This window comes from Stenotrophomonas sp. STEN054 (assembly GCF_056854535.1).
The window spans coordinates 42,114-63,086 of the sequence record NZ_JBXFWG010000012.1 but is presented as its reverse complement, the minus strand read 5'-3'; the positions used below and the strand labels follow the sequence as shown (position 1 = coordinate 63,086).

The window sequence follows — 20,973 nt, the reverse complement described above, 5'->3', positions numbered from 1 at the left end:
CGGTTACTCCACGTCGCCGCCGCTCGGGGCGTGCGCGCTGGTCTGTAGGTAATGACCTTGCGCGCGCAGCATTCCGCGCAGGCGCAGCAGATCATTGTGTCGGGGGATGCCGGCCATCCACACGCTGCCATCGTCGTCAAACATGATGTCCAGCACCTTGTCTGCGGTCGCATGCAGGCGATCAAGTCCTGCCAGCCGTTCGCGGCCAAGGTCGGTCAGCAGGCTCAGCCGCTGGTTGTCGCTGCCGCGCAGCGCCCGGGTCTGCCCGGCAGCGGCGAGGTAGGGGTCGCTCATCAGGCCGTCAATCAGACCCTCCGCGTGGTGCAAGCGCGCCTGCAGCGCCTCCAGCGGATGGCCGCTGTAGACCAGGATGTCGCCGGGTCCACGCGAGCGCAGGCCGCGCAGCAGGGCGCACAGTGCTTCGAACTGGTCGAACGGCTCGCCGCCGGAGATCGTCACCCCGTCGGCCTGCTGCCACCACGGCGCGAGCTGCTCAAGCAGCACGTCCACCTCGATGCGGCGATGGCCCGGTCCCCATGTATCGGCCGAGATGCAGCCGGGGCAGCGGATGCTGCAGCCCTGGAACCAGATGCCGAGCCGCTGGCCCGGCCCCAGCGTGGTGACGGGAAAGTGCACACGCGAAAGACTGACCTGCATGCTCAGGCCCGTTCTACGGCCAGTCCGCCCGGTTGCACGGCGGTGATGACGAAGTGCTCGCCGGGTTGCGCGTCCTGGTCGAACAGGACACGTGCGAGCGGGTTGAGCAGGCGCGCCTCGATCTGGTTGCGGATGCCACGGCCGCCGTTTGAAAGGTCCTGCAGGCACTGTGCCTGCAGCGTATCGCGGGCGTCAGCGGCCAGGGTCACGGTCAACTGTTGTGCATGCAGATCCTGCAGGGTGGCGTCGACCATCTGCTCGAAGATCTGCATGGCCACGTCATCACGGATGAAATCGAAAACAATGATGTTTTCACCGATGCGGTTGAGGATCTCCGGCCGGTTCAGTACCAGCTTGAAGTGGCGGTCGATTTCGCAGTGGACCTTTTCCTGCACCTGTTCAAATGCTTCGCCGGGGAGCACGTTGGCGACGCGCTCGCCGTGTTCACCTTGGCGATAGATGCCCAGGTTGGAGGTGAACACGATCAGCGCCTCGGAGAAGTAGACCCTGTCGCCGCGGCCGGAGGTCAGCACGCCGTCGTCGAGGATCTGCAGGAACTTGTCGAGGATGCGTGGATGCGCCTTTTCGATCTCGTCAAACAGCACGACGCTGAAGGGCTTCTCTCGGATCGCATTGGTCAGCTCGCCGCCGACGTCATAGCCGACGTAGCCGGGCGGGGCACCGGTCAGACGCTGGTCGGCATGTTCGGCACTGAATTCGGACATGTCGAAGCGGATGTACGCCCCTTCATCGCCGAACAGCAGGCTGGTCACGGTTTTGGCCAGTTCGGTCTTGCCGACACCGGTCGGGCCTGCGAGGAAGGCCACGCCGCGCGGTCGGTTGCCCTTGCGGCGGACGCCAACGCCGGTCATCGCGCGCTTGACGATGTCCAGCATATGGGTCACCGCGTGGTCCTGGCCCTTCACCCGCTGCTGCACATAGCCCTGTGCCGCGCGGATGCGCGGTCGGTCGATGCGAAGCCAGGGGTCCTCGGTGACGCCGATCTTGTAACGGCGCACTGCATCGCTGATCTGCTCCATGCCCACGCCTTCCACACGTGCCAGCTGCGCGATCGCGGTCAGGTCCAGCAGCAGCAGGCCTTCGGTTTCGGTGACGAATGAATCGACGGATTTCTCCAGGACATCTGCCAGCGCCGTTGCGGCGCCGGGCAGGCCTTTCAACAGGGCAGGTGCCAATGCGCGGCGAATCTGCTGATCGGGCTTGCCGACCGCGACCGGGTGCAGCCGCGGGTTGCCCACCACCAGCCAGTCGGGGAGGTCGCCTTCCTTTTCGACCACCCACAGCACGCTGTTGAAGAACGGCCTGCGTGCCGCAGTGGCGGGGCGGCTGCGCGCCTGGTGGGCGAGTACGAGGGCGTGGGTAAACAACTGATGCTCGGCTGCACTCAGACTGTCGCTGCGAACGCTCAGGCGCGACGCAAAGTCCACGATCAGCGCGATTGGTTCGCCGCCGCGGTTGACCAGGCGCTGCAGGGTCGCCGAGAGCAGGTCGACGCCCGCCGCGGCGGCGCCGTTGGCAGGGGTCAGGCCCAGCTCCCGCAGCAGCGCATCGTCCTCGCCCGGCTCGCTGCCGGGGCGGCCCAGCACGCGAAAGCCGGCCAGCGGATCCCAGCTGAGGACCTGGCTGAAGCCCTCGTCAAGCAGGGTCGTGCACAGGTGCTGGTTGAAGCTCTGTGCCGTTACCAGGCCCGGCTGCAGCTCGCCTGCCTGCAGGTCGCGCACGTTGCCGGAGAGCACGAACTGGCTCTTGAGCGGCAGGAAGCGGACCACGTCACGCTCCCATCGAGGTTTCTCGAACTGATTCTTCCCTGACATCTCGTTTCCCGGCTCGCCTTTGTACCCCGTGAAGCGTATTGCGCACGTCAGGCAATTGCCAGCCGGGGCAGCCCGGAAATTGCCCGGTAGGGCAATGCCGGCCTGGCGTGATGTCTGGAGTTGCCAGGGCTGGTGCAGGCGCCCACCCTCAGTCGAGCGCAGGCTCGGCGCTACAGGGTTCTGTATGCCGCCTGCAGCGGTATCGTCAGCACGCTGTCGCTGTGCCAGTCCACCTGCAGCGGGGCGCCCGCATCTGCGGCCGACTCATCGCTGACATCGCCGCCGGTGCCGCGGTTTACCTGGTGCATCGCGTCCTTCAATACGTCCACCTTCACCAGCAGGCGGCTGCCGGGGGCCAGGCGGCGCGCAACCATGCGGGTGCGGTCGAAGGGCTGGTGGGTCCATTGCCCAGGCTGCAGCAGATGGCGCGTGGTCGCATCCCGCACATGGCTGGCCCGGCCCATGTAGTAGGACAACTGCATGCGGCACCCATCGGCAAGCAGCTCGTAGAGGGTGACCGTGAAATCCAGGTCGCGCTTGTTGATACGCACCTTCAGGTCGCCGGAGAAGCTGCCCACCAGGTCCATCGGTTCACTGAACGGCGCGGAGACGAAGGACGACGCGGTGTCTGCCGTGTCCTGCGCTTCGATGATCGGGAACGGGTAGTAGCCGTGGCGCATTTCGTTGCGGTCGGCCATGTCGACGGTCTGCCGCAGCTGGCTGGGTGTCGGCGTCTGTTCCTGCAGGCGGTGGTACCCCTCGGCCGAGGCGGGCGCGGTGGACAGGTGATAGCGGCGCTGGCCGCCCGCCGCGGCCTGCAGGGTGGGCGCATGGCCCCAACGGTTGGCGCCCATCAGCTGGTAGTCGACCCGGTCGGGCACTAGCGCCGGGCGCGGTGCACCGCGCAGGACATGGTCCAGCCACTCGAAGGTCACGGCCGGCGTATCGAACTGCGCGTCCGGGTCCAGCGCATAGCCGCGCAGCTGCGTGGGCTTGAGTGCCGACTGCGCGCCGCCATGGTCGTAGGGCCCGATCAACAGGGCGTGGTCGGCATCGGGGCGGTGCCGCAGATGCTCCTTGACGTACTGCAGCGCCGAGATCTGGCCATCGTCGTAATAGCCGGTGATGGTCAGTACCGGGATGCGGATGTCATCGAACTGGTCGCCATAGGGGACCATCGCCTGCCAATACGCGTCATACCCGGGACGGTCGAGCCAGCGCTGCAGCCTCGGGTTGGGTGTGCCGTCCACCTGGTCGATCTGCCGGTATGGGCGGCCCGAGGCATACCAGCGCGGGCCCAGCTGCTGCCAGCGTGCGTTCTGGTCATAGGTGGCGTCGTCCAGCATCGGCCCGTTTGCTGCGTAGAACGCCCAGCCGTAGTTGGCACTGAGGAAGACGTTGTTGTCCATCGGCAGACCCTGGCCGGGGATGGCGGCGACGTAGGGCACGATGGTCTTCAGGGCAGGGTCGTGGTGGCGCGCCGCCGCCCAGGCGGTGAAGCCCTCGTAGCTGCCGCCGTACATCGCCACCCGGCCATCGTTCCAGGGCTGGCGGCTGATCCAGTCGATGGCGGCGTTGGCGTCCTCACCGTCATGTTCGTAGGGAGCGATGGTGCCGGTGCCCTAGCCCTTGCCGCGTGCGTCCACGCTGATCCCAGCGTAGCCATGGGCGGCGGCAAGCAGCATCTTCAGCATCATCCAGTCCGCTGAACAGTGCATGGAACGCGCCCGCGTAAGCCGGGTCGTCGGTACCCGCGGCCGTGGCCATCAGTAGCATCGAGGTCCAGCGCTGCGCCGCCGCGGGGTCGCCAGCAGTGATCAGCCCTGCGCGCACCTGCTGGATGGATGCCTGCGCCTTGGCAAAGCGGCCACTGGCCAGCAGCGCGTGGCTGCGCTGTGCATCGGTCAGCGTGGAAGATTGCAGAAGTTCGCTGCCCAGCCGCTGCAGTGCGGCGTCAACCTGTCCCTGGGGCGCGTCTACCTGCAGGGTCCACCGAAGCTCGTTGGCGCCGGCGTGGGTACACCAGACCAGCGCCAGCAGCAGGCCGGCGAGGGAGATGCGTCGGGCCACGGACTCTTCCTTGGGTGACGGGCGCGCGGCCCATCATACGGACAAGTGATGGGCCGTAGCGCCGGGCTGGCCCCGGCGTCAGGTCGAGTCCGGTGGCGGCGGGCTTTGCGCCAGTTCCACCCGTGGCCGCGGCAGGTCGTGCAGCTGCATGAAGCGGGCGGCATCCACCGGCCGGCCGAGCAGGAAGCCCTGCAGGTAGTCACAGCCCAGGCGTTCCAGGTATGCCCGCTGGGCAGCGGTCTCCACGCCCTCGGCCACGATGTCCATGTCCAGCGCGTGGCCGAGCGCCACGATGGCCGAGACGATCACCACGTCCTCGGCACTGTGTTCCAGGTCGCGCACGAAGGCATGGTCGATCTTGATCTCGGTGGCCGGCAGACGCTTCAGGTACAGCAGGCTTGAATAGCCGGTGCCGAAATCATCGATGGAAATACCCACGCCCAGCGCCGACAGCGCCTGCAGCAGGCGCAGGCTGGTGTCGGTATCGCGCATCACCGTGCTTTCGGTGATCTCCAGCACCAGCTGGCGCGGGCTGATGCGATGGCGCTCGATCACCTCGGTCACATCCTGCAGCAGGTGCGGCGAGCCGAACTGCACCGGCGACAGGTTGACCGCCATGGACCAGCCCTCGTGGCCGGCGTCGTGCCAGCGGCGCAGCTGCGCGCAGGCCTGGTCCAGCGCCCAGCGACCGATCTCGTTGATGGCGCCACTGCGCTCGGCCAGGCGGATGAAGCGATCCGGCGGGATCAGGCCTTGCTCGGGATGACGCCAGCGGATCAGCGCCTCGGCCCCGGCCACCTTCTGCGTGGCCACCTGGATCTTCGGCTGGAAGTGCAGGAACAGCTGGTCGCTGCTGATCGCTTTGCGCAGGTCGGCCAGCAGTCGGAACTGCTGCTCGGCGCTGTCGTTCATCCAGTCGGCGAACATCACGAAGGCATTGCGGCCGGATTCCTTGGCCTGGTACATCGCCGCATCGGCAAAGGCCATCAGCTGCCGTTCGCTGGCAGCATGGTCCGGGCAGATCGCCACGCCGATGCTGGCGGTCACCTGCAGTTCGCTGTCGGGCAGCAGCGGGGCGCTGCCCACCGCCTGCAGGATGCGCCGGGCCAGGGTCGGCAGATCCTCGTCGTGCTCGATGCGCACCACCAGCACGAACTCATCGCCGCCCAGCCGGGCCAGCAGGTCGTTGGGCCGCAGCAGCTGGCGGGTGCGTTCGGCCACCGCCACCAGCAATGCATCACCGGCCTGATGGCCATAGGCATCATTGACCTGCTTGAAGCCATCCAGGTCCATGAACATCACCGCGAAGCGGCTGCCGCCCTGTTCGGCCTCGGCCAGTGCCTGCACGATGCCCCGCTGCAACAGCAACCGGTTCGGCAGGCGGGTGAGCGGATCGTGCAGCGCCGCCTGGGTGAGTTCCTGCTGGGCATCGGTCAGCGATGTGCTCAGCATCGAGTTGCGCAGCCGCAACAGCTGCGCTTCCACCCGCTGGTCCATCCAGGACACCACCAGCACCACCGCCAGGATCGCCACGGTGAGCACCACCACCAGCATCGCCAGCCAGGTGCTCTGCAGGCCATTGCCCACCGCCGCACCGCAGACGCTGCCTTCCGGGAAACGCGCGGCGGCCATGCCGGTGTAGTGCATGCCGACGATGGCCAGGCCGAGCAGGCCGGCAGCGGCCAGTCGATCAACGCTGCGGGTGTGCTGCGCGCGCAGCCGGAAGGCGACGTACAGCGCCACCCATGAAGCGGCCACGGCGACCAGCAGCGACAGCGCCAGCCAGACCGGGTCGTAATCGATGCCCGGGTTCATGCGCATCGCGGCCATGCCGACGTAGTGCATGCCGGCGATGCCCGTGCCCATCAGCACCGCGCCACCGGCCAGGCGCGGGTGCGGCAGGGTGCGCAGCGAAACCAGCCACAGCGCGAACACCGAGGCGGCGATGGCCATGCCGAGCGAGAGCAGGGTGATCGGCAGGTCGTAGCCCAGCGGAATGGGCAGGTTGAAGGCGAGCATGCCGATGAAGTGCATGGACCAGATGCCCAGGCCCATGGCAAAACCGCCGCCCAGCCGCCACCACCAGGTAGCGCCTTTGCCGGGCGCGGTGACCGTGCGGCCGGCCATGGCCAGCGCGGTGTACGACGCCATTACGGCGACCAGCAGCGAAACGGCTATCAGCCACGGGTTGTACGTGCCTACCAGCATTCGTCTTTCTCCCGGACCATCCTGTCGACGGAAAAACTACGTTGGGGCATGGATGAGGCAGGCAGCCCGCACGGCGGCTGCCACGTGCGGTGTCCCCCTGGGTCCCGCCCATTCACTCTAGCGCGAACTGGTGGGGGAGGGGTAGAGCCGAGCCTATGCTCGGCTTCCTCCTTCGGCCAGGAGCAGCCGAGCATGCGCTCGGCTCTACAGATACGCGTCACCGGGTGACGGCACCCGCCGCTTCGAAGGCCGCGTCGAACAGGCGCTGCACCGGCGGGCCCATTTCGCCCATCAGCAGGGCCAGCAGGAACAGGCCCAGCAGCAGCGAGACCGGCAGGCCCAGCTGGATCGGGTTCATTGCGGGCGCGGCACGGGCCAGCACCCCGAAGGCGAGGTTCACCGCCAGCATCGCCACCGTCAGCGGGATGGCCAGGGTGAGGGCGCCGCGCAGGGCGGTCAGCAGCAGGGTCGGGGCGATGCTGAAGAAAGCGGTCGGGTCGGGCAGGGGCGCACCGATCGGCAGCGCGCGGTAGCTGTCCACCACCAGCGAGATCAACGCCAGATGGCCGTTGGCGGTGAAGAACAGCAGGCCGAACAGCAGGTAGAACCACTGGCCGATGACGCCGGAGGTGCCGCCGCGCAGCGGATCGCTCATCTGCGCGAAGGCCAGGCCGGTGCCCTGCGCGACCAGTTCGCCGGCCATGGCGCCGGCCTCGAAGATCAGCCGCAGCATGAAGCCGATGGACACGCCGATGGCGATTTCACGGGCGATGGTCAACACGGTGGCGGCGTCGAAGCCGGTCCATTCCGGTACCGGCGGCAGCAGGGGGGCCAGGGCGATGGACAGGGTGCCGGCCAGGATCACGCGGATCCGCTGTGGCACCGCGCGGGTACCGATCATGGGCATGGCCATCGCCACCGCGCCGATGCGCAGCATCGTCCACAGCACCGTGGCGATCATGCTGAAGGCCTGCAGGCCGTCGGCAGCCATCTGGGTGGCGGCATCCATCAGCGCGTAGTTCCTAGCCGATCAGGTGTGGAATGCGCTGGAACAGCAGCGTGGTGAATTCGACCAGGTGGCCGATCAGCAGGCTGCCCAGCGCAAACAGCACGGCCGTCAACGCGGCGGCTTTGGCGACGAAGGCGATGGTCGGCTCGTTGAGCTGGGTCGCGGCCTGCACCACGCCCACCACCACGCCCACCACCAGCACGGTGAGCAGCAGCGGGCCGGCCACCCACAGCACGGTGATCAGGCCGCCACGCAGTTCGGTCAAGGCAAGTTCGGGAGACATCATTGTTCCATCGGTAGCGCCGGGCCATGCCCGGCGGGGTATGCTCGATTCACGACGGGTTGAAGCTGGCCGCCAACGTACCGACCGTCAGCACCCAGCCATCGACCAGCACGAACAGCAGGATCTTGAACGGCGCCGACACCAGCATCGGCGACAGCATCATCATGCCCATCGACATCAACACGCTGGCCACCACCAGATCGATGATCACGAACGGGATGAAGATCAGGAAGCCGATCTCGAAGGCGGTCTTCAGTTCGCTGGTGACGAACGAGGCCACCAGCACCGGGAACGGGATCGCGTCGGGGCTGGCGTAAGTGCCGTGCCCGGCGATGCCGGCGAAGGTCATCAGGTCGGTCTCGCGGATCTGCGCCAGCATGAAAGCGCGCAGGGGCGTGGTGGTCATCGTCCAGGCGGTCTGGAAGTCGATCTCGCCGTTGAGGTAGGGCGCCATGCCCGTGCTCCACGCCTTGTCCCAGGTCGGCATCATGATCATCGCGGTCAGGAACAGGGCCAGGCCCAGCAGCACCTGGTTGGACGGCGTCTGCCCGGTGCCCAGCGCCTGCCGCAGCAGGCCCAGCACGATGATGATGCGGGTGAACGAGGTCAGCACCAGCAGCATCGACGGGATCAGGGTGATCGCCGTCATCAGCAGCAGGGTCTGCAACGGCAGGCTGACCGGCTGGCCGCCGATCTTGCCGACGTTGACGTCCGGCAGCGCGGCCGGCGCACCGGGCGCGGCAAATGCCAGCACGGGCAGCAGGCACAGAGCGATCAACAGCAGCCACGACAGAACGGTGGCGGGGCGGGTACGGGCGACACGCATGTCAGGGGTCCTTGCGCAGCCGCTGTTGCAGCAGCTGGGCGAAATTCGGCAGGTTCTTGAAGTCCGGCACGCGCGCGGGCGCGGGCGGCGGCAGCGGTTCGGAAAGGGTGTGCAGCGTGTTGATGCTGCCGGCGGTCACGCCCAGCAGCAGCTGCTGGCCATTGACCTCGACCACCACCACGCGTTCCTTGGCGCCGACATTCAGGCTGGCCACCAGCTTCATGCCCTCCGGGGGGCGGAAGCCACTGCCCGGCATGCGCTTGAGCAGCCAGCCGAGGCCGACCACCAGCGCCAGCACCGCAAGCAGCGCCAGCACCGCGCCGAAGAGGCTCGGTGCACTGGCCGCATGCTGGCCGATCTGCGGGGTGGTCTTCGCAGCCGCCTGGGCGGTGGCGAGCAGCAGGCTCAACGCAGTCTCCGGATCCGCTCGCTCGGGCTGACCACGTCGGTCAGGCGCACGCCGAAGCGATCGTTGATGACCACCACTTCGCCATGGGCGATCAGGGTGCCGTTGACGAACACATCCAGCGATTCGCCGGCGCCGCGTTCCAGTTCCACCACCGAGCCCTGGTTGAGCTGCAGCAGGTTGCGGATCGGCAGGCGGGCACGGCCGACTTCCAGCGACAGGGTCACCGGCACGTCGAGGATCACGTCCAGGTTCAGGTCCGGGCCGATCGACTCGTCGGCCTGCAGGTTGCCGAACTGGGCCGGGGTCGGTTCGAGGGCGTCGATATCGTTCATTGCGGGTCTTCCTGGATGACGGGTACGCGCGGGCGGGTGCCCGGCGGATGGGTAGCGGTGATCTTCACGGCGTTCATGCCGTTGGCGACGCCGAACTCGCCGGTGAATACCGGGATGTTCTCCACGCACAGCGGTACCTGCGGGTTCAGCTCGATCGGCAGGATGTCGCCGACTTTCAGCCGGGTCAGGTCACGCAGGGTCATGCGCTTGCTGGCCAGCACGCTGGACAGGGTCACTTCGGCGATGTTGAGCTGCTCGCGCAGCATCACGCCCCAGCTGGCATCGCGATCATTGCGGTCGCTCTGGATGCCGGCGTCGAGCAGTTCGCGGATCGGCTCCAGCATCGAGTACGGCAGGGTGACGTGGATGTCGCCGCCACCGCCGTCGAGTTCGACGTGCAGGCGGCACACGACCACGTATTCGCGCGGCGTCACGATGTTGGCGAAGTGCGGGTTGATTTCCGAGTTGATGTATTCGAAATCCACTTCCATCACCGGCGCCCACGCCTCGCGCAGGTCGGCGAAGGTCTGCTTCAGCAGCAGCTGGATCACCCGCATTTCGGTGGCAGTGAACTCGCGGCCTTCGATGCGGGTCGGGTAGCGGCCGTCACCGCCGAAGAAGTTGTCGACGATGGCGAACACCAGGGTCGGCTCGAACACGATCAGGCCGGTGCCTCGCAGCGGCTTGAAGCGGATCAGGTTCAGGTTGGTCGGCACATACAGCGAATGCATGTAATCGTTGAACTTGATCAGCTCGATGCCGCGTACCGAGAGTTCGGCCGAGCGCCGGATCAGGTTGAACAGGCCGATCCGCCACAGGCGCGCGAAACGCTCGTGGACCATTTCCAGGGTCGGCATGCGACCGCGGATGATCCGGTCCTGGCTGGCGAAATCGTACGAACGGGCCTCGCCACTGGGCGCCTCCGGTTCGGTTTCGACCGCGCCACTGTCCACGCCATGGAGCAGGGCATCGATCTCATCCTGGGACAGCAGGTCATTCATCGGGGGCAGCCCTTACTGGGTCACGAAGCTGGTGAACAGCAGATCGTCGGCACCGTTGCTGCCGGTCTCGGCCTTGAGCACCTTCTGCACTTCGGCCAGCGCATTGGCCTGCAGCTTCTGCTTGCCGGCGATGTCGGCGATCTGGTCGGAGGTCACCTGCGAGAACAGCATCAGCAGGCGTGCGCGGATGGCCGGGGCGTGGGTCTTGATCGCTTCCAGCGCGGCCGGATCGCGGGTCATCAGCTGCACTTCCACCTGCAGGTAGCGCGGACCGTCCACCGAGCCGTTGAGATTGACCACGAAGGCCGGATCCAGCGCGAAGTACTGTGCCGGGGCCGGCACGGCACTCTTCTTCGGGGCCTCGGCGGTCTTGTCTTCGTGCTTGGACTGGTTGAAGAACCAGACGCCGCCACCGGCGGCACCTGCGGCCAGCACGGCCACCAGGGCGGTGATCAACAGCGGACTGCGCGGCTTGGCGGCCTTGTCCTTGTCGGCGGTCTTCTTGGTTTTGTCAGCGGCTGCGGCCACGAGGTGAAGCTCCTGAGGGTTGCTTCACCGGGATATGCAAGGGGCGTGCCGCAGCGCAAGGAGAGGGGTGCGACGGAAAACTGTCGGTAGCGCCGGGCCATGCCCGGCGAATCGTTACGCATAGGCGTCCAGCAGCCCGCGCTGGCGCATCAGCTGTGCGGCTGACACCGTGGTGTCGCCCCGCGACGGTTCTCCGTCGCCGCCGACCAGGTCGCCCGTGCCGCCGGGCTGCGCCGACGGACTGCCGTCGCCGCTGTTCTGGTGGCCGACATCGGCGTGGGCGAGCTGGAAGCCCTGTTCGCCCAGTAGTTCACGCAGGCGCGGCAGGCTGCTTTCCAGCGCATGGCGCACATCCACGTGCGGGCTGTTGAAGCTGGCGTGGACCTTGTCGCCATTCATCTGCAGGCGCACGTCCACCGGACCCAGGTCTTCCGGGTTCAGGCGGATATGGGCGTGGCCGATCTTCTGGTCGGCCAGCCAGCTGAGGCGCGCGCCGACCGCCTGGTCGAAGCCGTCGTCACCCAGGGTCGGGGTGGGCGTCGGTTCGCCATCGAAGACCGGCGTGCTGGCCAGCGCGGCCTTCAGGTCCTGCAGCGCGGCGGGCAATGCGCCCTGCAACGGGACTGTCGGGGTGCGATCGCCGATCAGCAGGCCGTCGCTGTCGTCGGCGCCATCCAGCGCCTGCTGGCCGAGGATCATGTCCGGCAGCGGCTGGGTGACGACGTCGCCATCGCTGTCCGTTGCAGTGGCAGTCGCTGCGGTGGTCACGGCTGCGCCGGCGGCCAGCGGCGGTGCGGTGGGCAGCGCCGGAGCAGCGGCCGGCAGTGCCGCGTCGGCGCCATCGGTGTTCACCACCGGCGCGGCGGCTTCGGCCGGCACGGGCGTGGCCAGCACCAGCCCGGCCAGACCGAGCGGCGGCCACGGCGCATCGTCGCCGTCGGCGCTGTTGTCCGTGTCCGCGTCCTTGTCCTGCGCGGCAGTGGAGGAGGGCGCGTTCGACGCGGTGGCCTCGGTCGTGCTGGCCTCGCTGTCTCTGCCGCTGGTCCAGGCCTTGTCCGCGCTGTCGTCCGGGTTGGGTGCTGCACTGCCGGTCGAGGCGCCCGGCTTGGCCGGGGTCGCGTTGCTGGCAGGCTTCGCCCGGGTGTCGGCCGCGGGCGAGCCCTGCAGCATCTGCCCGAAGTCGTTGCCGCGGCCGGTGCTGCGCGTCGGGCTGGCGGTGCTGCTGGCGGTGCTGCCGGTGCCGATACTGCTGGACAGTGCGGAGGGCATCACGTGCGGCCTCCCTGCTCGCCGCCGTCCGGTTCTGCCGTCTGCGCCAGGCGTGCACGGCGGGCGCCGATGTCATCCATCTCGCGCTGGTCGCGGCGGTCGGTCACCACCTTTTCCTGCGCGCGATAGCTGGCGGCCAGCTGTTCCAGCACGGCCTTGTCACGGCTGGCCAGGATCAGGCGCGCGCGTTCGGCTTCCACCTTTTCGCGGTTGCCGTTCACCGTGGCCTGCTGCTGTTCCACCGCGCTGTCGAGGCGGTCGAGGAAGGCGCGGCGGTTCAGCAGCTGCGCCGGGCTGGTGGCGGCCATCTGCGCGTTTGCGTACTCCTCGGCGTAGCGGCGGAGCTCGTCCAGGCGCGACAGGTGGGTGTCGAGCACGCGCTGGCGCTCGGCCAGGTCGCGGGCCACGGCGTCTTCGTGTTCCTGGGCGCGCTTCAGCAGGGGATCGATGCGCTTGGACTGTGTCATGGTTCAGCTCTCTTAATCCACCAGGCGCTGCAGCGCCGCCTGGCTGTGCGGAAGATCAGCGGCCTTGGCCACGTCCTGGCCGAGAAACTCCATGATTTCCGGCCAGCGTTCCAGGGCTTCGTCGGTAGCGGCATCGTTGCCGCGCTGGTACGCACCGATCGCGATGAGGTCGCGGTTGGAGGAATAGGCCGAGACCAGGCGCTTGAGCTTGCGGATGCGCAGGCGCCACGGCTCGTCGGCGATTTCCGTGACCACGCGGCTGACCGACGATTCAACGTCGATGGCCGGGTACAGGCCGCTGTCGGCCACCCGGCGCGAGAGCAGGATGTGCCCGTCGAGGATGGCGCGCGCCGCATCGGCGATCGGATCCTGCGGGTCATCACCCTCGGTCAGGACGGTGTAGAAGGCGGTGATCGAGCCACGGCCCTTGGCGCCGTTGCCGGCACGTTCGACCAGCGCCGGCAGCTTGGCAAACACCGACGGCGGGTAGCCGCGGGTAGTCGGCGGTTCACCCACCGACAGGCCGATTTCGCGCTGCGCCTGGGCGAAACGGGTCAGCGAATCCATCAGCAGCAGCACGTTCAGACCCTGGTCGCGGAACCACTCGGCGATGGCCGTGGCGCGGTAGGCACCGTGCAGGCGTGCCAGCGGCGGCCGGTCGGCCGGGCTGGCTACCACCACGGCGCGGCGCAGGCCTTCCTCGCCCAGCGTGGTCTCGACGAAATCTCGGACTTCGCGGCCGCGTTCACCGATCAGGCCGACGACGATCACGTCGGCGGCGGTGTAGCGGGTCATCATGCCCAGCAGTGTCGACTTGCCGACACCGGAACCTGCGAACAGGCCCACGCGCTGCCCGCGGCCGATCGGGAGCAGGGCGTTGATGGCGCGCACGCCGACGTCCAGCGGCTGGGTGATCGGCTCGCGCGCGAGCGGATTGATCGAGACGCCGGCCATGCCGACGTGGCCTTCCGCACGGATCGGGCCCTTGCCATCCAGCGGCACGCCATCGCTGTCGATCACGCGGCCGAGCAGGCCTTCGCCCACTTCCACGCCGCCACGGCGCGCAGAGGGAACCACGCGAGCGTTGGGCAGCAGGCCATGCAGTTCGGCGCTGGGCATCAGGTAGGTACGCTCGCCGGCAAAGCCGACCACTTCGGCGTCGACCCAGCCACCGTCGACCACTTCCACCTTGCAGCTGGCACCGAGCGGCGCCTCGCAGCCCACGGCTTCCAGGGTCAAGCCGACCGCGCGACGCAGCACGCCCTCACGGATCAGCCCGCGGCCATGCGCGGTATCCACGCGCAGGCCATCCAGGCGGCGGGCCAGGCGCAGGTTGCGGGCCACGGCCCAGTCGGTCGACGGCGGGGGCAGGTTCGGTTCGGGGGTCATGGCGTGGCTCCGGTCTGGCGGATCACCGCATCGAGTGCGCCACGCAGGCGCGCTTCCAAGGTGCCATCGATGCGCACCGCTTCGGCGTGCACGCGCAGGTCGCCGCGGCTCAGGCTGGTATCGGGCACCAGGCGCTGGGTCGGGGTGAGGGTCATCAGCGGTGCGAGCGCGGCGATGTCGTCCGGGTGCAGGCGCACTTCCACTTCGCGCGTGCTGCCGCCCACTGCATCCACCGCTTCACCCACCAGCTGCACCAGCAGGGCCGGATCGGCCTCGTAGGCGCGACCGACCAGGGCGCCGGCGATGCGCACCGCCAGTTCGCCCAGCGCGCCGACCACCTCGTTCTCCAGCCGTGCCAGCGGCCGGCTGAAGTTGTCGAGGATGCCTTCCATCTGCGCGACCAGGCGGCGTACCTCGGCCTGGCCCTGGCCGTAGCCCTCGGCGTGGCCGTGCTGGAAGCCTTCCTTTTCGGCGCTGTCCTGGATCGCCTGGATCTCCTCCAGGGTCGGCAGCTGCAGCACCGGTTCCGGCTCGTGCTCGGGGTCCGGCTCGGTGAGCTCGAAGATGTCCTCCTGCTCCAGCTGCCGTTGCGGCTGGGCCAGCAGGTCGGGGGCAAGCCAGCGCACGACGTTGCTCACAGCATCGCCTCCGCGCTGCCACCGATGGTGACGGTGCCCTCATCGGCCATGCGCTTGACGATGGCCAGGATCTCGCGCTGTGCGCCTTCCACATCGGACAGGCGCACCGGGCCACGGGCTTCCATGTCTTCCAGCAGGATCTCGGCCGCACGCTGGGACATGTTGCGGGTGATCTTGTCGCGCACCTTGATGTCGGCGCCGCGCAGGGCCAGGCCCAGGCGCTCGCCGCTGACCTCGCGCAGCACCAGCTGCATTTCGCGGTCGTCCAGGTCCACCAGATCGTCGAACACGAACATCAGGTCCTGGATGCGGCCACTGAGCGGCGCATCGATGCGCGCGATCTCGCCCAGGATCGCCTGGTCCTGGCCGCTTTCCATGAAGTTGAGGATGTTGGCCGCACACTGCACGCCGCCGATGTTGGACGACTTCAGGTTCTGGTTGCCGGCGAACTGGCGCTCCATGATCTCGTTCAGTTCGTTCAGCGCGTTAGGCGGAATGCCGTCGAGGGTGGCGATGCGCAGCAGCACGTCGACGCGGGTGCGGTCAGGCAGCAGCTTCAGCGCGTCGGCGGCCTGGTCGGTCTCCAGGTGGGCCATCACGATGGCGATGATCTGCGGGTGCTCGTTGCGCACCAGGTCGGCCACCGCGCGCGGGTCCATCCACTTCAGCGCGTCCAGGCCGGTGGTGTTTCGGCCCAGCAGGATGCGGTCGATCAGGCCGCTGGCCTTCTCGGTGCCCAGCGCCTGGATCAGCATGTTGCGGATGTAGTCGTCCGAGCCCACGCCCAGCGAGGTTTTCGAGCCCAGTTCCTGGTTGAACTGGTCCATGACCCGGCCCACCTGGTCACGGGTGATGTCGGTCATGGTCGCCATGGCGATGCCGATCTTCTGCACTTCCTTGGGTTCCATGTGGCGCAGCACTTCGGCCGCGTCCAGTTCACCCAGCGACAGCAGCAGCACGGCAGCGCGCTGCACGCCGGTCAGTTGCACGTCAGTCATTGGCCACCCAGCCCTTGACCACCTGGGCCACGCGCTTGGAATCGGTCTTCACGGCTTCACGCGCCATCCGCAGTCGTTCCTCATAGGAATCCACCGGCAGGGCCAGGGGATCCGCACCGGCCAGGCTGAGGCGGTCAGCGCCCAGCGCCGGCAGCGGCGTGCCATCGTCATCCACCAGCTGGACGTCCGCGGTGTGCGGTTCCAGCGCGGTGTTCTCGTCTTTCCTGTTCTGCCCGGTGATGCCGCGCAGGGCAGGGCGCAGCACGCCGAACAGCAGCGCCAGCACCACGACCGCGCCCAGCACCATGCGGCCGGCGTCGAACACCCACGGCAGCTCCCACCAGGCCGGGCCTTCCACCGGGGTGGTATCGCGCACGAACGGCGCGTTCATCACCGACACGGTGTCGCCACGCTCGGCGTTGAAGCCCACCGCCTGCTTCACCAGCGCCTCGACGCGGGTCAGTTCAGCGGCCGCCAGCGGCTGCGGGGTGACCTTGCCGTTGGCACCGGCGCGCGGCACGTTGTCCACCAGCACCGCCACCGAGACGCGCTTGATGCGGCCGGCCGGCTGGCGTGTGTGCTGCAGGGTGCGGTCCAGCTCGTAGTTGCGGGTCGCGTTCTTGCTGCTTTCGGTCGGGGTCTGCGCGGTCGGCGGTGCCGCCTGCTGGGCCGGCGGGCTGTTGCTGGTCGCGCCCGGCACGCCCTGCGGACCCGGGGTGCTGCTGGTGTTCTCGCTCATCTGCTCGCTGCGGAGCTTCTGCGGTTCACCGTTGTAGAGTTCGCGGGCTTCCTCGGTCACCGAGAAGTCCATGTCCACGCTCACTTCCGGGTTGACGCGGCCGGGGCCGGTCATCGGCTCCAGCAGCTCGCGGATGCGCTGGTTGAACGAGGTTTCCTGGCGGCGCACCTGCTCGAACTGGGCGGCGTTGACCGCCGCTTCGCTGTTCGGATCGCTGACGCTTAGCATGCGGCCGCTCTGGTCGACGATGGTCACCCGTTCCGGCGCAAGATCAGGAATGGCGGCGGCCACCATGTGCACGATGGCATCGACCTGGCTGCGTTCCAGCTGCTGGCCGCCACGCAGTTCCAGGGTGACCGAGGCGCTGGCCACGTCACGCTGGCGGGTGAAGGCGCTGGGCTTGGGAATGGCCAGGTGCACGCGCGAATCGCGCACCGGGCGCAGGGTGTTGATGGTGCGCGACAGTTCGGTTTCCAATGCGTGCTGGTAGCGCGCGCTTTCGACGAACTGGCTGACGCCGAAGCCGGGGTCACGTTCCATCAGCTCGAAGCCGAGCTTGCCGCTGTCGGTCAGGCCGGAACCGGCCAGCTTCAGGCGCGCATCGTGCAGGTTCTTCTCCGGCACGGTGATGCCACCGGTGGCCGGGTCCAGCTCGAACGGAATCTGTGCCGCGCGCAGCAGGTCGGTGGCTTCGGCGGTCGCCTTCTGGTCCAGGCCGGTGTACAGCGGGACCATGCCGGGCTTCTGCGACCAGAAGAACACGAACAGGCCTGCCGCCACCGCCACCGAGATCATCGCCATCAGGCCGAGGCGGCGGGTGATCTGCAGACTCTGCAGGCGGTCGAACCACTGCCCGGCCTTTTCGGCGTTCAGGGTTTCCTTGGAGAGCGTCAGTGCCATGCGTCAATGTTCCTTACAGCGGCATGTTCATCACGTCCTGGTAAGCCTGGACGAGACGGTTGCGGACTTCCACGGTGGCGCGGAAGGCGATCTGGGACTGCTGCGAGGCGACCATCACCTTGGCCAGGTCGGCGCCGGGTTCGCCCAGTTCGAAAGCCTTGGCCAGGGCGCCGGACTTCTGCTGGGCGTCGTTGACGCCGGCGATGGCGCCGCGCAGGGTTTCGGTGAAGCTGGCGGGCTGGACCTGCGATGCCTCCAGGACCGCACCGGGCAGGGCATTGCTGCGCGGCGCTTCGGCCAGCGGGTTGAGCGCCGCCGGCTGTCCCATCTGGGTCTGATAGGAGCGGATCTGGGAAAGAATCGAAGTGACGGAGTGGGACATCTGCAACGGTTCCAGAAACAGGGATGGGGGTGTTCGCTGGAACAGTTGCAAGTGGCGTGCCGAAACCGGGTTTCGATTCAGTGTCGTGAGGATTGTGGGTGTGCTGGCAGGGCTGGGCCCTGCACCTGCTCAACGTCAACTTCAACGTCAAAGGCGGGCATTGCCTGGGTTGGCGGGGTGGGCCCGGTTGAGGGGGACGCTGCAAGTACGTCCCTGTAAGCTCGGTCACCGCATCCATGCGGCTCACGCCCCCTCAATCGGACACACCCCGCCAGGTAGATCCACGCCATGCGTGGATGCGGTTGCCGGGGCGCACGGGCTCTGACCCCGCTGGAGGCGCCATTTAACCGGCGTCGGTTTTCTGGCCTGACGCTGTGGGGCTTCGTGGCCGGAATTCTGGCGCTGGAAACGCAGAGGGGTCGGGCCCGCGCAGCGTGTTTGAGCCGATGGCTACCAGGGATGGTCGAGATCGATCCCGAGTGAGCGGTGTAGTTCCACCCTCTCGGAGGAAAGAGGAAAGAAGCCCTCTGATAGCTCGTAAAGGCATGTGGGCCAGAAGCTACCCTTGTCGGCCATTGAGGCCGGATCCCTGGTGCGGAATGCGGTCTCGGGTTGCATGAGGGTGGACTCCGCCAGGTCACCGCTGGAGTTCAGCATAGGCCGGATTGCTGCCATGAACGCCTGATGGAAGGCTGCGAAACTCCGCAGATCTGAATTGCAGTATTGGGGCACTGCTTCGCAGCTGATTGGAAGCAGTCCTACTGAACCATCTTTCAGGTCCACGAAGAACAGTCCGCCCAACACGCGTCCGAAAATCGCCAGGGTGCGATCGTCATTCTCGTGTCGCTGCAGGCGAGAGTGGAACTTCGTGTTGTTGTAGGCATACGGCTCAAGGCGATCAGACAGCCGTTGCATTTCGAGCATCAGGGAAGATTGATCGATCTCATCCTGGCTGATCGGCACGAAGTCCAGTGTTGGCGGACGGGTTGAGTTCTCCATCTGGGGAAGGCTACCGCCACGTTTCGACGGTGCCTTTAGGAGAAGTTGCAAACGCAGCTAGGCAACTGGGTCCCTATCCACGCATGGCGTGGATCTACTGATTGGGATCGCGTGGGGTCAGCGCCCTCTCTGCGGGAGGGCCTGACCCCGGCGTCATCGGCTCAGCTGGCCAGCTCGGCCTGGTCGCGTTCGATGCCGTACTTGCGCAGCTTTTCCACCAGGGTGGTGCGGCGCAGGCCGAGCAGTTGGGCGGCATGGGCGACCACGCCCTGGGTGCGTTCCAGTGCTTCGTTGATCAGGCCCAGTTCGATCGTGGCCATGTGGTTGCGCAGGTCCAGACCATCACTGGGCAGGGCCGCCTGGGCGCCAGCGCTCTCCGGGGCGGCCTGGCCGCCACTGCCCGGGGTGTGGAAGGAGAAGCTGCGCAGGTCCAGACGTTCCTCGCTGGCGGCCACCGGTGCCGGGGCGGGCGCCGCCACCACGGCCAGTGCGGCGTCGCCACGGTAGCGGGCCGGCAGGTCCTGCACGCGCACCGAACCACCCGGGTGCAGCACGGCCAGGCGCTCGACCAGGTTGGTCAGCTCGCGTACGTTGCCAGGCCACTCGTAGCTGGCCAGGGCCTGCAGGGCTTCCGGGGTGAAGCGCACTTCGCCACGGCCAGTGCGGCCGAGCTGCATGGCGATGGTTTCCGCCAGGGCCGGCAGGTCCTCGCGACGTTCGCGCAGGGCCGGCACTTCAATCGGGAAGACGTTGAGGCGGTAGAACAGATCCTCGCGGAACTTGCCTTCGGCGATGCGGGTCTCCAGGTCGCGGTGGGTCGCAGCGATCACGCGCACGTTGCAGCGGATGGTCTGGTTGCCGCCGACGCGCTCGAAGCTGCGCTCCTGCAGCACGCGCAGCAGCTTCACCTGCATCGGCAGGCTCATGTCGCCGATTTCATCGAGCAGCAGGGTGCCGCCCTCGGCCATCTCAAAGCGGCCCTTGCGCGCAGTCAGCGCACCGGTGAACGCGCCCTTTTCGTGGCCGAACAGCTCGCTTTCCAGCAGGTCGGCCGGGATGGCGCCGCAGTTGATCGCAACGAACGGGCCATCACGGCGCGGCGAACGCTGGTGGATCGAACGCGAGACCACTTCCTTGCCGGTGCCCGATTCGCCCAGCACCAGTACGGTGGTGTCGAAGGCGGCGACCTGCTCGATCATCGTGCGCAGCCCGGTCACGGCCGGGCCGTTGCCGGTCGGGCCGTGGTCCTGTGCGGCGCCGGCCTGGTGCTCGGCATCCAGCCGCTTGAGGCTGGCGCGGCGCAGCAGCGCTTCCATCTGGGTGTGGCGCAGCGGCGCTTCCAGCGGCCAGATGTTGGCTTCGTGCAGGCCGTGCTGGTGGGCAAACGCTGCAGCTTCACCATCGGCCAGCAGCACCGGCGGTGGCAGGCTGCTGCCGCCCAGCCAGGCGTACAGCGCGGTGCTGGCGGCGCTGTCGTCCAGGCTGCCGACGATCACCGCCATCCAGTCGTTCTGGCGCTGGCGGCCCAGGTCGAAGTCGGCCGCGTCGGACACCCAGCGCGGGTTGAAGTCCATGAATTCCAGCAGGGCAACGGTGCGCTCGGCACGCACGGCGTCGTTGTCCAGTACAAGGATGCGCGATTCACTCACGATCGATCCTCCCTGAGGCCTTCCAGGATCGGCATGACTTCCTGGATGTACGACAACTTGCTGACGAAATTGTCGGCGCCGGCGCGCAGCGCATGCTCGCGGTGCTCGACGTCGTCGAAGTGGCTGGCGATCACGATGTACGGGGCATCATCCTGCGACTTGATCAGGCGGGTGGCCTGCAGGCCGCCCATCTCCGGCATCGCCAGGTCCATCAGCACTACCTGCGGGCGCAGCGACTCGGAACGCTCGATGGCTTCCAGGCCGTTGCCGGCGCTGCCGACAATCTGCAGCCAGTCGATCTTGCGGAAGTGGCGCATCGCCGCGTTGATGAAACCCTCATGGTCGTCGACCAGCAGCACTGTGAGCTTGTTCATGTCCAACATCC

22 protein-coding genes are annotated in these 20,973 nt (G+C 67.6%); all 22 read right to left on the bottom strand.

Annotated features, from left to right (window positions below; all coding sequences use genetic code 11):
• Positions 1-3 precede the first annotated feature (3 nt).
• Positions 4-657, bottom strand: coding sequence for a 4Fe-4S single cluster domain-containing protein (locus AC1VXD_RS06915; protein ID WP_482991441.1), 654 nt, complete (start codon positions 655-657; stop codon positions 4-6).
• Positions 658-659: 2 nt separating this feature from the next.
• Positions 660-2,492, bottom strand: coding sequence for an AAA family ATPase (locus AC1VXD_RS06910; protein ID WP_482991440.1), 1,833 nt, complete (start codon positions 2,490-2,492; stop codon positions 660-662).
• Between the two features lie 170 nt (positions 2,493-2,662).
• Positions 2,663-4,051, bottom strand: coding sequence for a CocE/NonD family hydrolase (locus AC1VXD_RS06905; protein ID WP_482991459.1), 1,389 nt, complete (start codon positions 4,049-4,051; stop codon positions 2,663-2,665).
• A gap of 31 nt (positions 4,052-4,082) precedes the next feature.
• Positions 4,083-4,562, bottom strand: a complete 480-nt coding sequence (locus AC1VXD_RS06900) for a hypothetical protein (RefSeq protein ID WP_482991439.1) — start codon at positions 4,560-4,562, stop codon at positions 4,083-4,085.
• Positions 4,563-4,640: 78 nt separating this feature from the next.
• Positions 4,641-6,770, bottom strand: a complete 2,130-nt coding sequence (locus AC1VXD_RS06895) for a putative bifunctional diguanylate cyclase/phosphodiesterase (RefSeq protein WP_482991438.1) — start codon at positions 6,768-6,770, stop codon at positions 4,641-4,643.
• A 217-nt stretch (positions 6,771-6,987) separates the two neighbouring features.
• Positions 6,988-7,779, bottom strand: a complete 792-nt coding sequence (gene fliR / locus AC1VXD_RS06890; RefSeq protein WP_482991437.1) for a flagellar biosynthetic protein FliR — start codon at positions 7,777-7,779, stop codon at positions 6,988-6,990.
• A 13-nt stretch (positions 7,780-7,792) separates the two neighbouring features.
• Positions 7,793-8,062 carry a flagellar biosynthetic protein FliQ gene (locus AC1VXD_RS06885; RefSeq protein ID WP_005413254.1) on the bottom strand — a complete coding sequence of 90 codons (270 nt, stop codon included), beginning with the start codon at positions 8,060-8,062 and terminating at the stop codon, positions 7,793-7,795.
• Positions 8,063-8,111: 49 nt separating this feature from the next.
• Complete coding sequence (gene fliP, locus AC1VXD_RS06880) at positions 8,112-8,888, bottom strand: flagellar type III secretion system pore protein FliP (RefSeq protein WP_482991436.1); 777 nt, start codon at positions 8,886-8,888, stop codon at positions 8,112-8,114.
• A 1-nt stretch (position 8,889) separates the two neighbouring features.
• Complete coding sequence (gene fliO, locus AC1VXD_RS06875; RefSeq protein ID WP_150456146.1) at positions 8,890-9,297, bottom strand: flagellar biosynthetic protein FliO; 408 nt, start codon at positions 9,295-9,297, stop codon at positions 8,890-8,892.
• Entirely contained in the window at positions 9,294-9,629 is a 336-nt protein-coding gene (fliN, locus tag AC1VXD_RS06870; RefSeq protein WP_108768795.1) for a flagellar motor switch protein FliN, read from the bottom strand. Before fliN ends, fliO begins: the two co-directional genes overlap by 4 nt.
• Complete coding sequence (fliM, locus tag AC1VXD_RS06865) at positions 9,626-10,630, bottom strand: flagellar motor switch protein FliM (protein ID WP_108759997.1); 1,005 nt, start codon at positions 10,628-10,630, stop codon at positions 9,626-9,628. The genes fliN and fliM overlap by 4 nt, the downstream gene beginning before the upstream one ends.
• 12 nt (positions 10,631-10,642) lie before the next feature.
• Complete coding sequence (locus AC1VXD_RS06860) at positions 10,643-11,158, bottom strand: flagellar basal body-associated FliL family protein (protein ID WP_482991435.1); 516 nt, start codon at positions 11,156-11,158, stop codon at positions 10,643-10,645.
• 114 nt (positions 11,159-11,272) lie between these two features.
• Positions 11,273-12,427 carry a flagellar hook-length control protein FliK gene (locus AC1VXD_RS06855; RefSeq protein ID WP_482991458.1) on the bottom strand — a complete coding sequence of 385 codons (1,155 nt, stop codon included), beginning with the start codon at positions 12,425-12,427 and terminating at the stop codon, positions 11,273-11,275.
• Positions 12,427-12,894 carry a flagellar export protein FliJ gene (gene fliJ, locus AC1VXD_RS06850; protein ID WP_108768798.1) on the bottom strand — a complete coding sequence of 156 codons (468 nt, stop codon included), beginning with the start codon at positions 12,892-12,894 and terminating at the stop codon, positions 12,427-12,429. The genes AC1VXD_RS06855 and fliJ overlap by 1 nt, the downstream gene beginning before the upstream one ends.
• Before the next feature lie 12 nt (positions 12,895-12,906).
• Positions 12,907-14,283, bottom strand: a complete 1,377-nt coding sequence (locus AC1VXD_RS06845; protein ID WP_200751856.1) for a FliI/YscN family ATPase — start codon at positions 14,281-14,283, stop codon at positions 12,907-12,909.
• Positions 14,280-14,921 carry a FliH/SctL family protein gene (locus AC1VXD_RS06840; RefSeq protein ID WP_482991434.1) on the bottom strand — a complete coding sequence of 214 codons (642 nt, stop codon included), beginning with the start codon at positions 14,919-14,921 and terminating at the stop codon, positions 14,280-14,282. The genes AC1VXD_RS06845 and AC1VXD_RS06840 overlap by 4 nt, the downstream gene beginning before the upstream one ends.
• Positions 14,918-15,904: a flagellar motor switch protein FliG gene (gene fliG, locus AC1VXD_RS06835; RefSeq protein WP_164075426.1), complete on the bottom strand. Its 987-nt coding sequence runs from the start codon at positions 15,902-15,904 to the stop codon at positions 14,918-14,920. The genes AC1VXD_RS06840 and fliG overlap by 4 nt, the downstream gene beginning before the upstream one ends.
• A 7-nt stretch (positions 15,905-15,911) precedes the next feature.
• Complete coding sequence (gene fliF / locus AC1VXD_RS06830; protein ID WP_482991433.1) at positions 15,912-17,558, bottom strand: flagellar basal-body MS-ring/collar protein FliF; 1,647 nt, start codon at positions 17,556-17,558, stop codon at positions 15,912-15,914.
• Between the two features lie 13 nt (positions 17,559-17,571).
• Positions 17,572-17,940: a flagellar hook-basal body complex protein FliE gene (gene fliE / locus AC1VXD_RS06825; protein ID WP_482991432.1), complete on the bottom strand. Its 369-nt coding sequence runs from the start codon at positions 17,938-17,940 to the stop codon at positions 17,572-17,574.
• Between the two features lie 450 nt (positions 17,941-18,390).
• The gene (locus AC1VXD_RS06820; protein WP_482991431.1) at positions 18,391-18,939 is read right to left on the bottom strand and encodes an SUKH-4 family immunity protein; all 549 of its coding nucleotides are present in this window, start codon (positions 18,937-18,939) and stop codon (positions 18,391-18,393) included.
• Positions 18,940-19,100: 161 nt separating this feature from the next.
• A complete protein-coding gene (locus AC1VXD_RS06815) occupies positions 19,101-20,588 on the bottom strand; it encodes a sigma-54 dependent transcriptional regulator (protein WP_482991430.1) in 1,488 nt (495 codons plus the stop codon).
• Positions 20,585-20,962 (bottom strand): response regulator, encoded by a 378-nt coding sequence (locus tag AC1VXD_RS06810; protein WP_049460600.1) that lies wholly within the window; start codon positions 20,960-20,962, stop codon positions 20,585-20,587. Before AC1VXD_RS06810 ends, AC1VXD_RS06815 begins: the two co-directional genes overlap by 4 nt.
• Between the last annotated feature and the right edge of the window lie 11 nt (positions 20,963-20,973).

Bases quoted from the DNA above. Each gene is read 5' to 3' on its own strand.
- AC1VXD_RS06810 (WP_049460600.1), bottom strand. From the start codon at position 20,962: ATGAACAAGCTCACAGTGCTGCTGGTCGACGACCATGAGGGTTTCATC.
- AC1VXD_RS06910 (WP_482991440.1), bottom strand. From the start codon at position 2,492: ATGTCAGGGAAGAATCAGTTCGAGAAACCTCGATGGGAGCGTGACGTG.
- AC1VXD_RS06895 (WP_482991438.1), bottom strand. From the start codon at position 6,770: ATGCTGGTAGGCACGTACAACCCGTGGCTGATAGCCGTTTCGCTGCTG.
- fliM (WP_108759997.1), bottom strand. From the start codon at position 10,630: ATGAATGACCTGCTGTCCCAGGATGAGATCGATGCCCTGCTCCATGGC.
- AC1VXD_RS06855 (WP_482991458.1), bottom strand. From the start codon at position 12,427: ATGCCCTCCGCACTGTCCAGCAGTATCGGCACCGGCAGCACCGCCAGC.
- fliN (WP_108768795.1), bottom strand. From the start codon at position 9,629: ATGAACGATATCGACGCCCTCGAACCGACCCCGGCCCAGTTCGGCAAC.
- fliF (WP_482991433.1), bottom strand. From the start codon at position 17,558: ATGGCACTGACGCTCTCCAAGGAAACCCTGAACGCCGAAAAGGCCGGG.
- fliR (WP_482991437.1), bottom strand. From the start codon at position 7,779: ATGGATGCCGCCACCCAGATGGCTGCCGACGGCCTGCAGGCCTTCAGC.
- AC1VXD_RS06820 (WP_482991431.1), bottom strand. From the start codon at position 18,939: ATGGAGAACTCAACCCGTCCGCCAACACTGGACTTCGTGCCGATCAGC.
- AC1VXD_RS06845 (WP_200751856.1), bottom strand. From the start codon at position 14,283: ATGACCCCCGAACCGAACCTGCCCCCGCCGTCGACCGACTGGGCCGTG.
- AC1VXD_RS06915 (WP_482991441.1), bottom strand. From the start codon at position 657: ATGCAGGTCAGTCTTTCGCGTGTGCACTTTCCCGTCACCACGCTGGGG.
- fliJ (WP_108768798.1), bottom strand. From the start codon at position 12,894: ATGACACAGTCCAAGCGCATCGATCCCCTGCTGAAGCGCGCCCAGGAA.
- AC1VXD_RS06885 (WP_005413254.1), bottom strand. From the start codon at position 8,062: ATGTCTCCCGAACTTGCCTTGACCGAACTGCGTGGCGGCCTGATCACC.
- fliP (WP_482991436.1), bottom strand. From the start codon at position 8,888: ATGCGTGTCGCCCGTACCCGCCCCGCCACCGTTCTGTCGTGGCTGCTG.
- fliE (WP_482991432.1), bottom strand. From the start codon at position 17,940: ATGTCCCACTCCGTCACTTCGATTCTTTCCCAGATCCGCTCCTATCAG.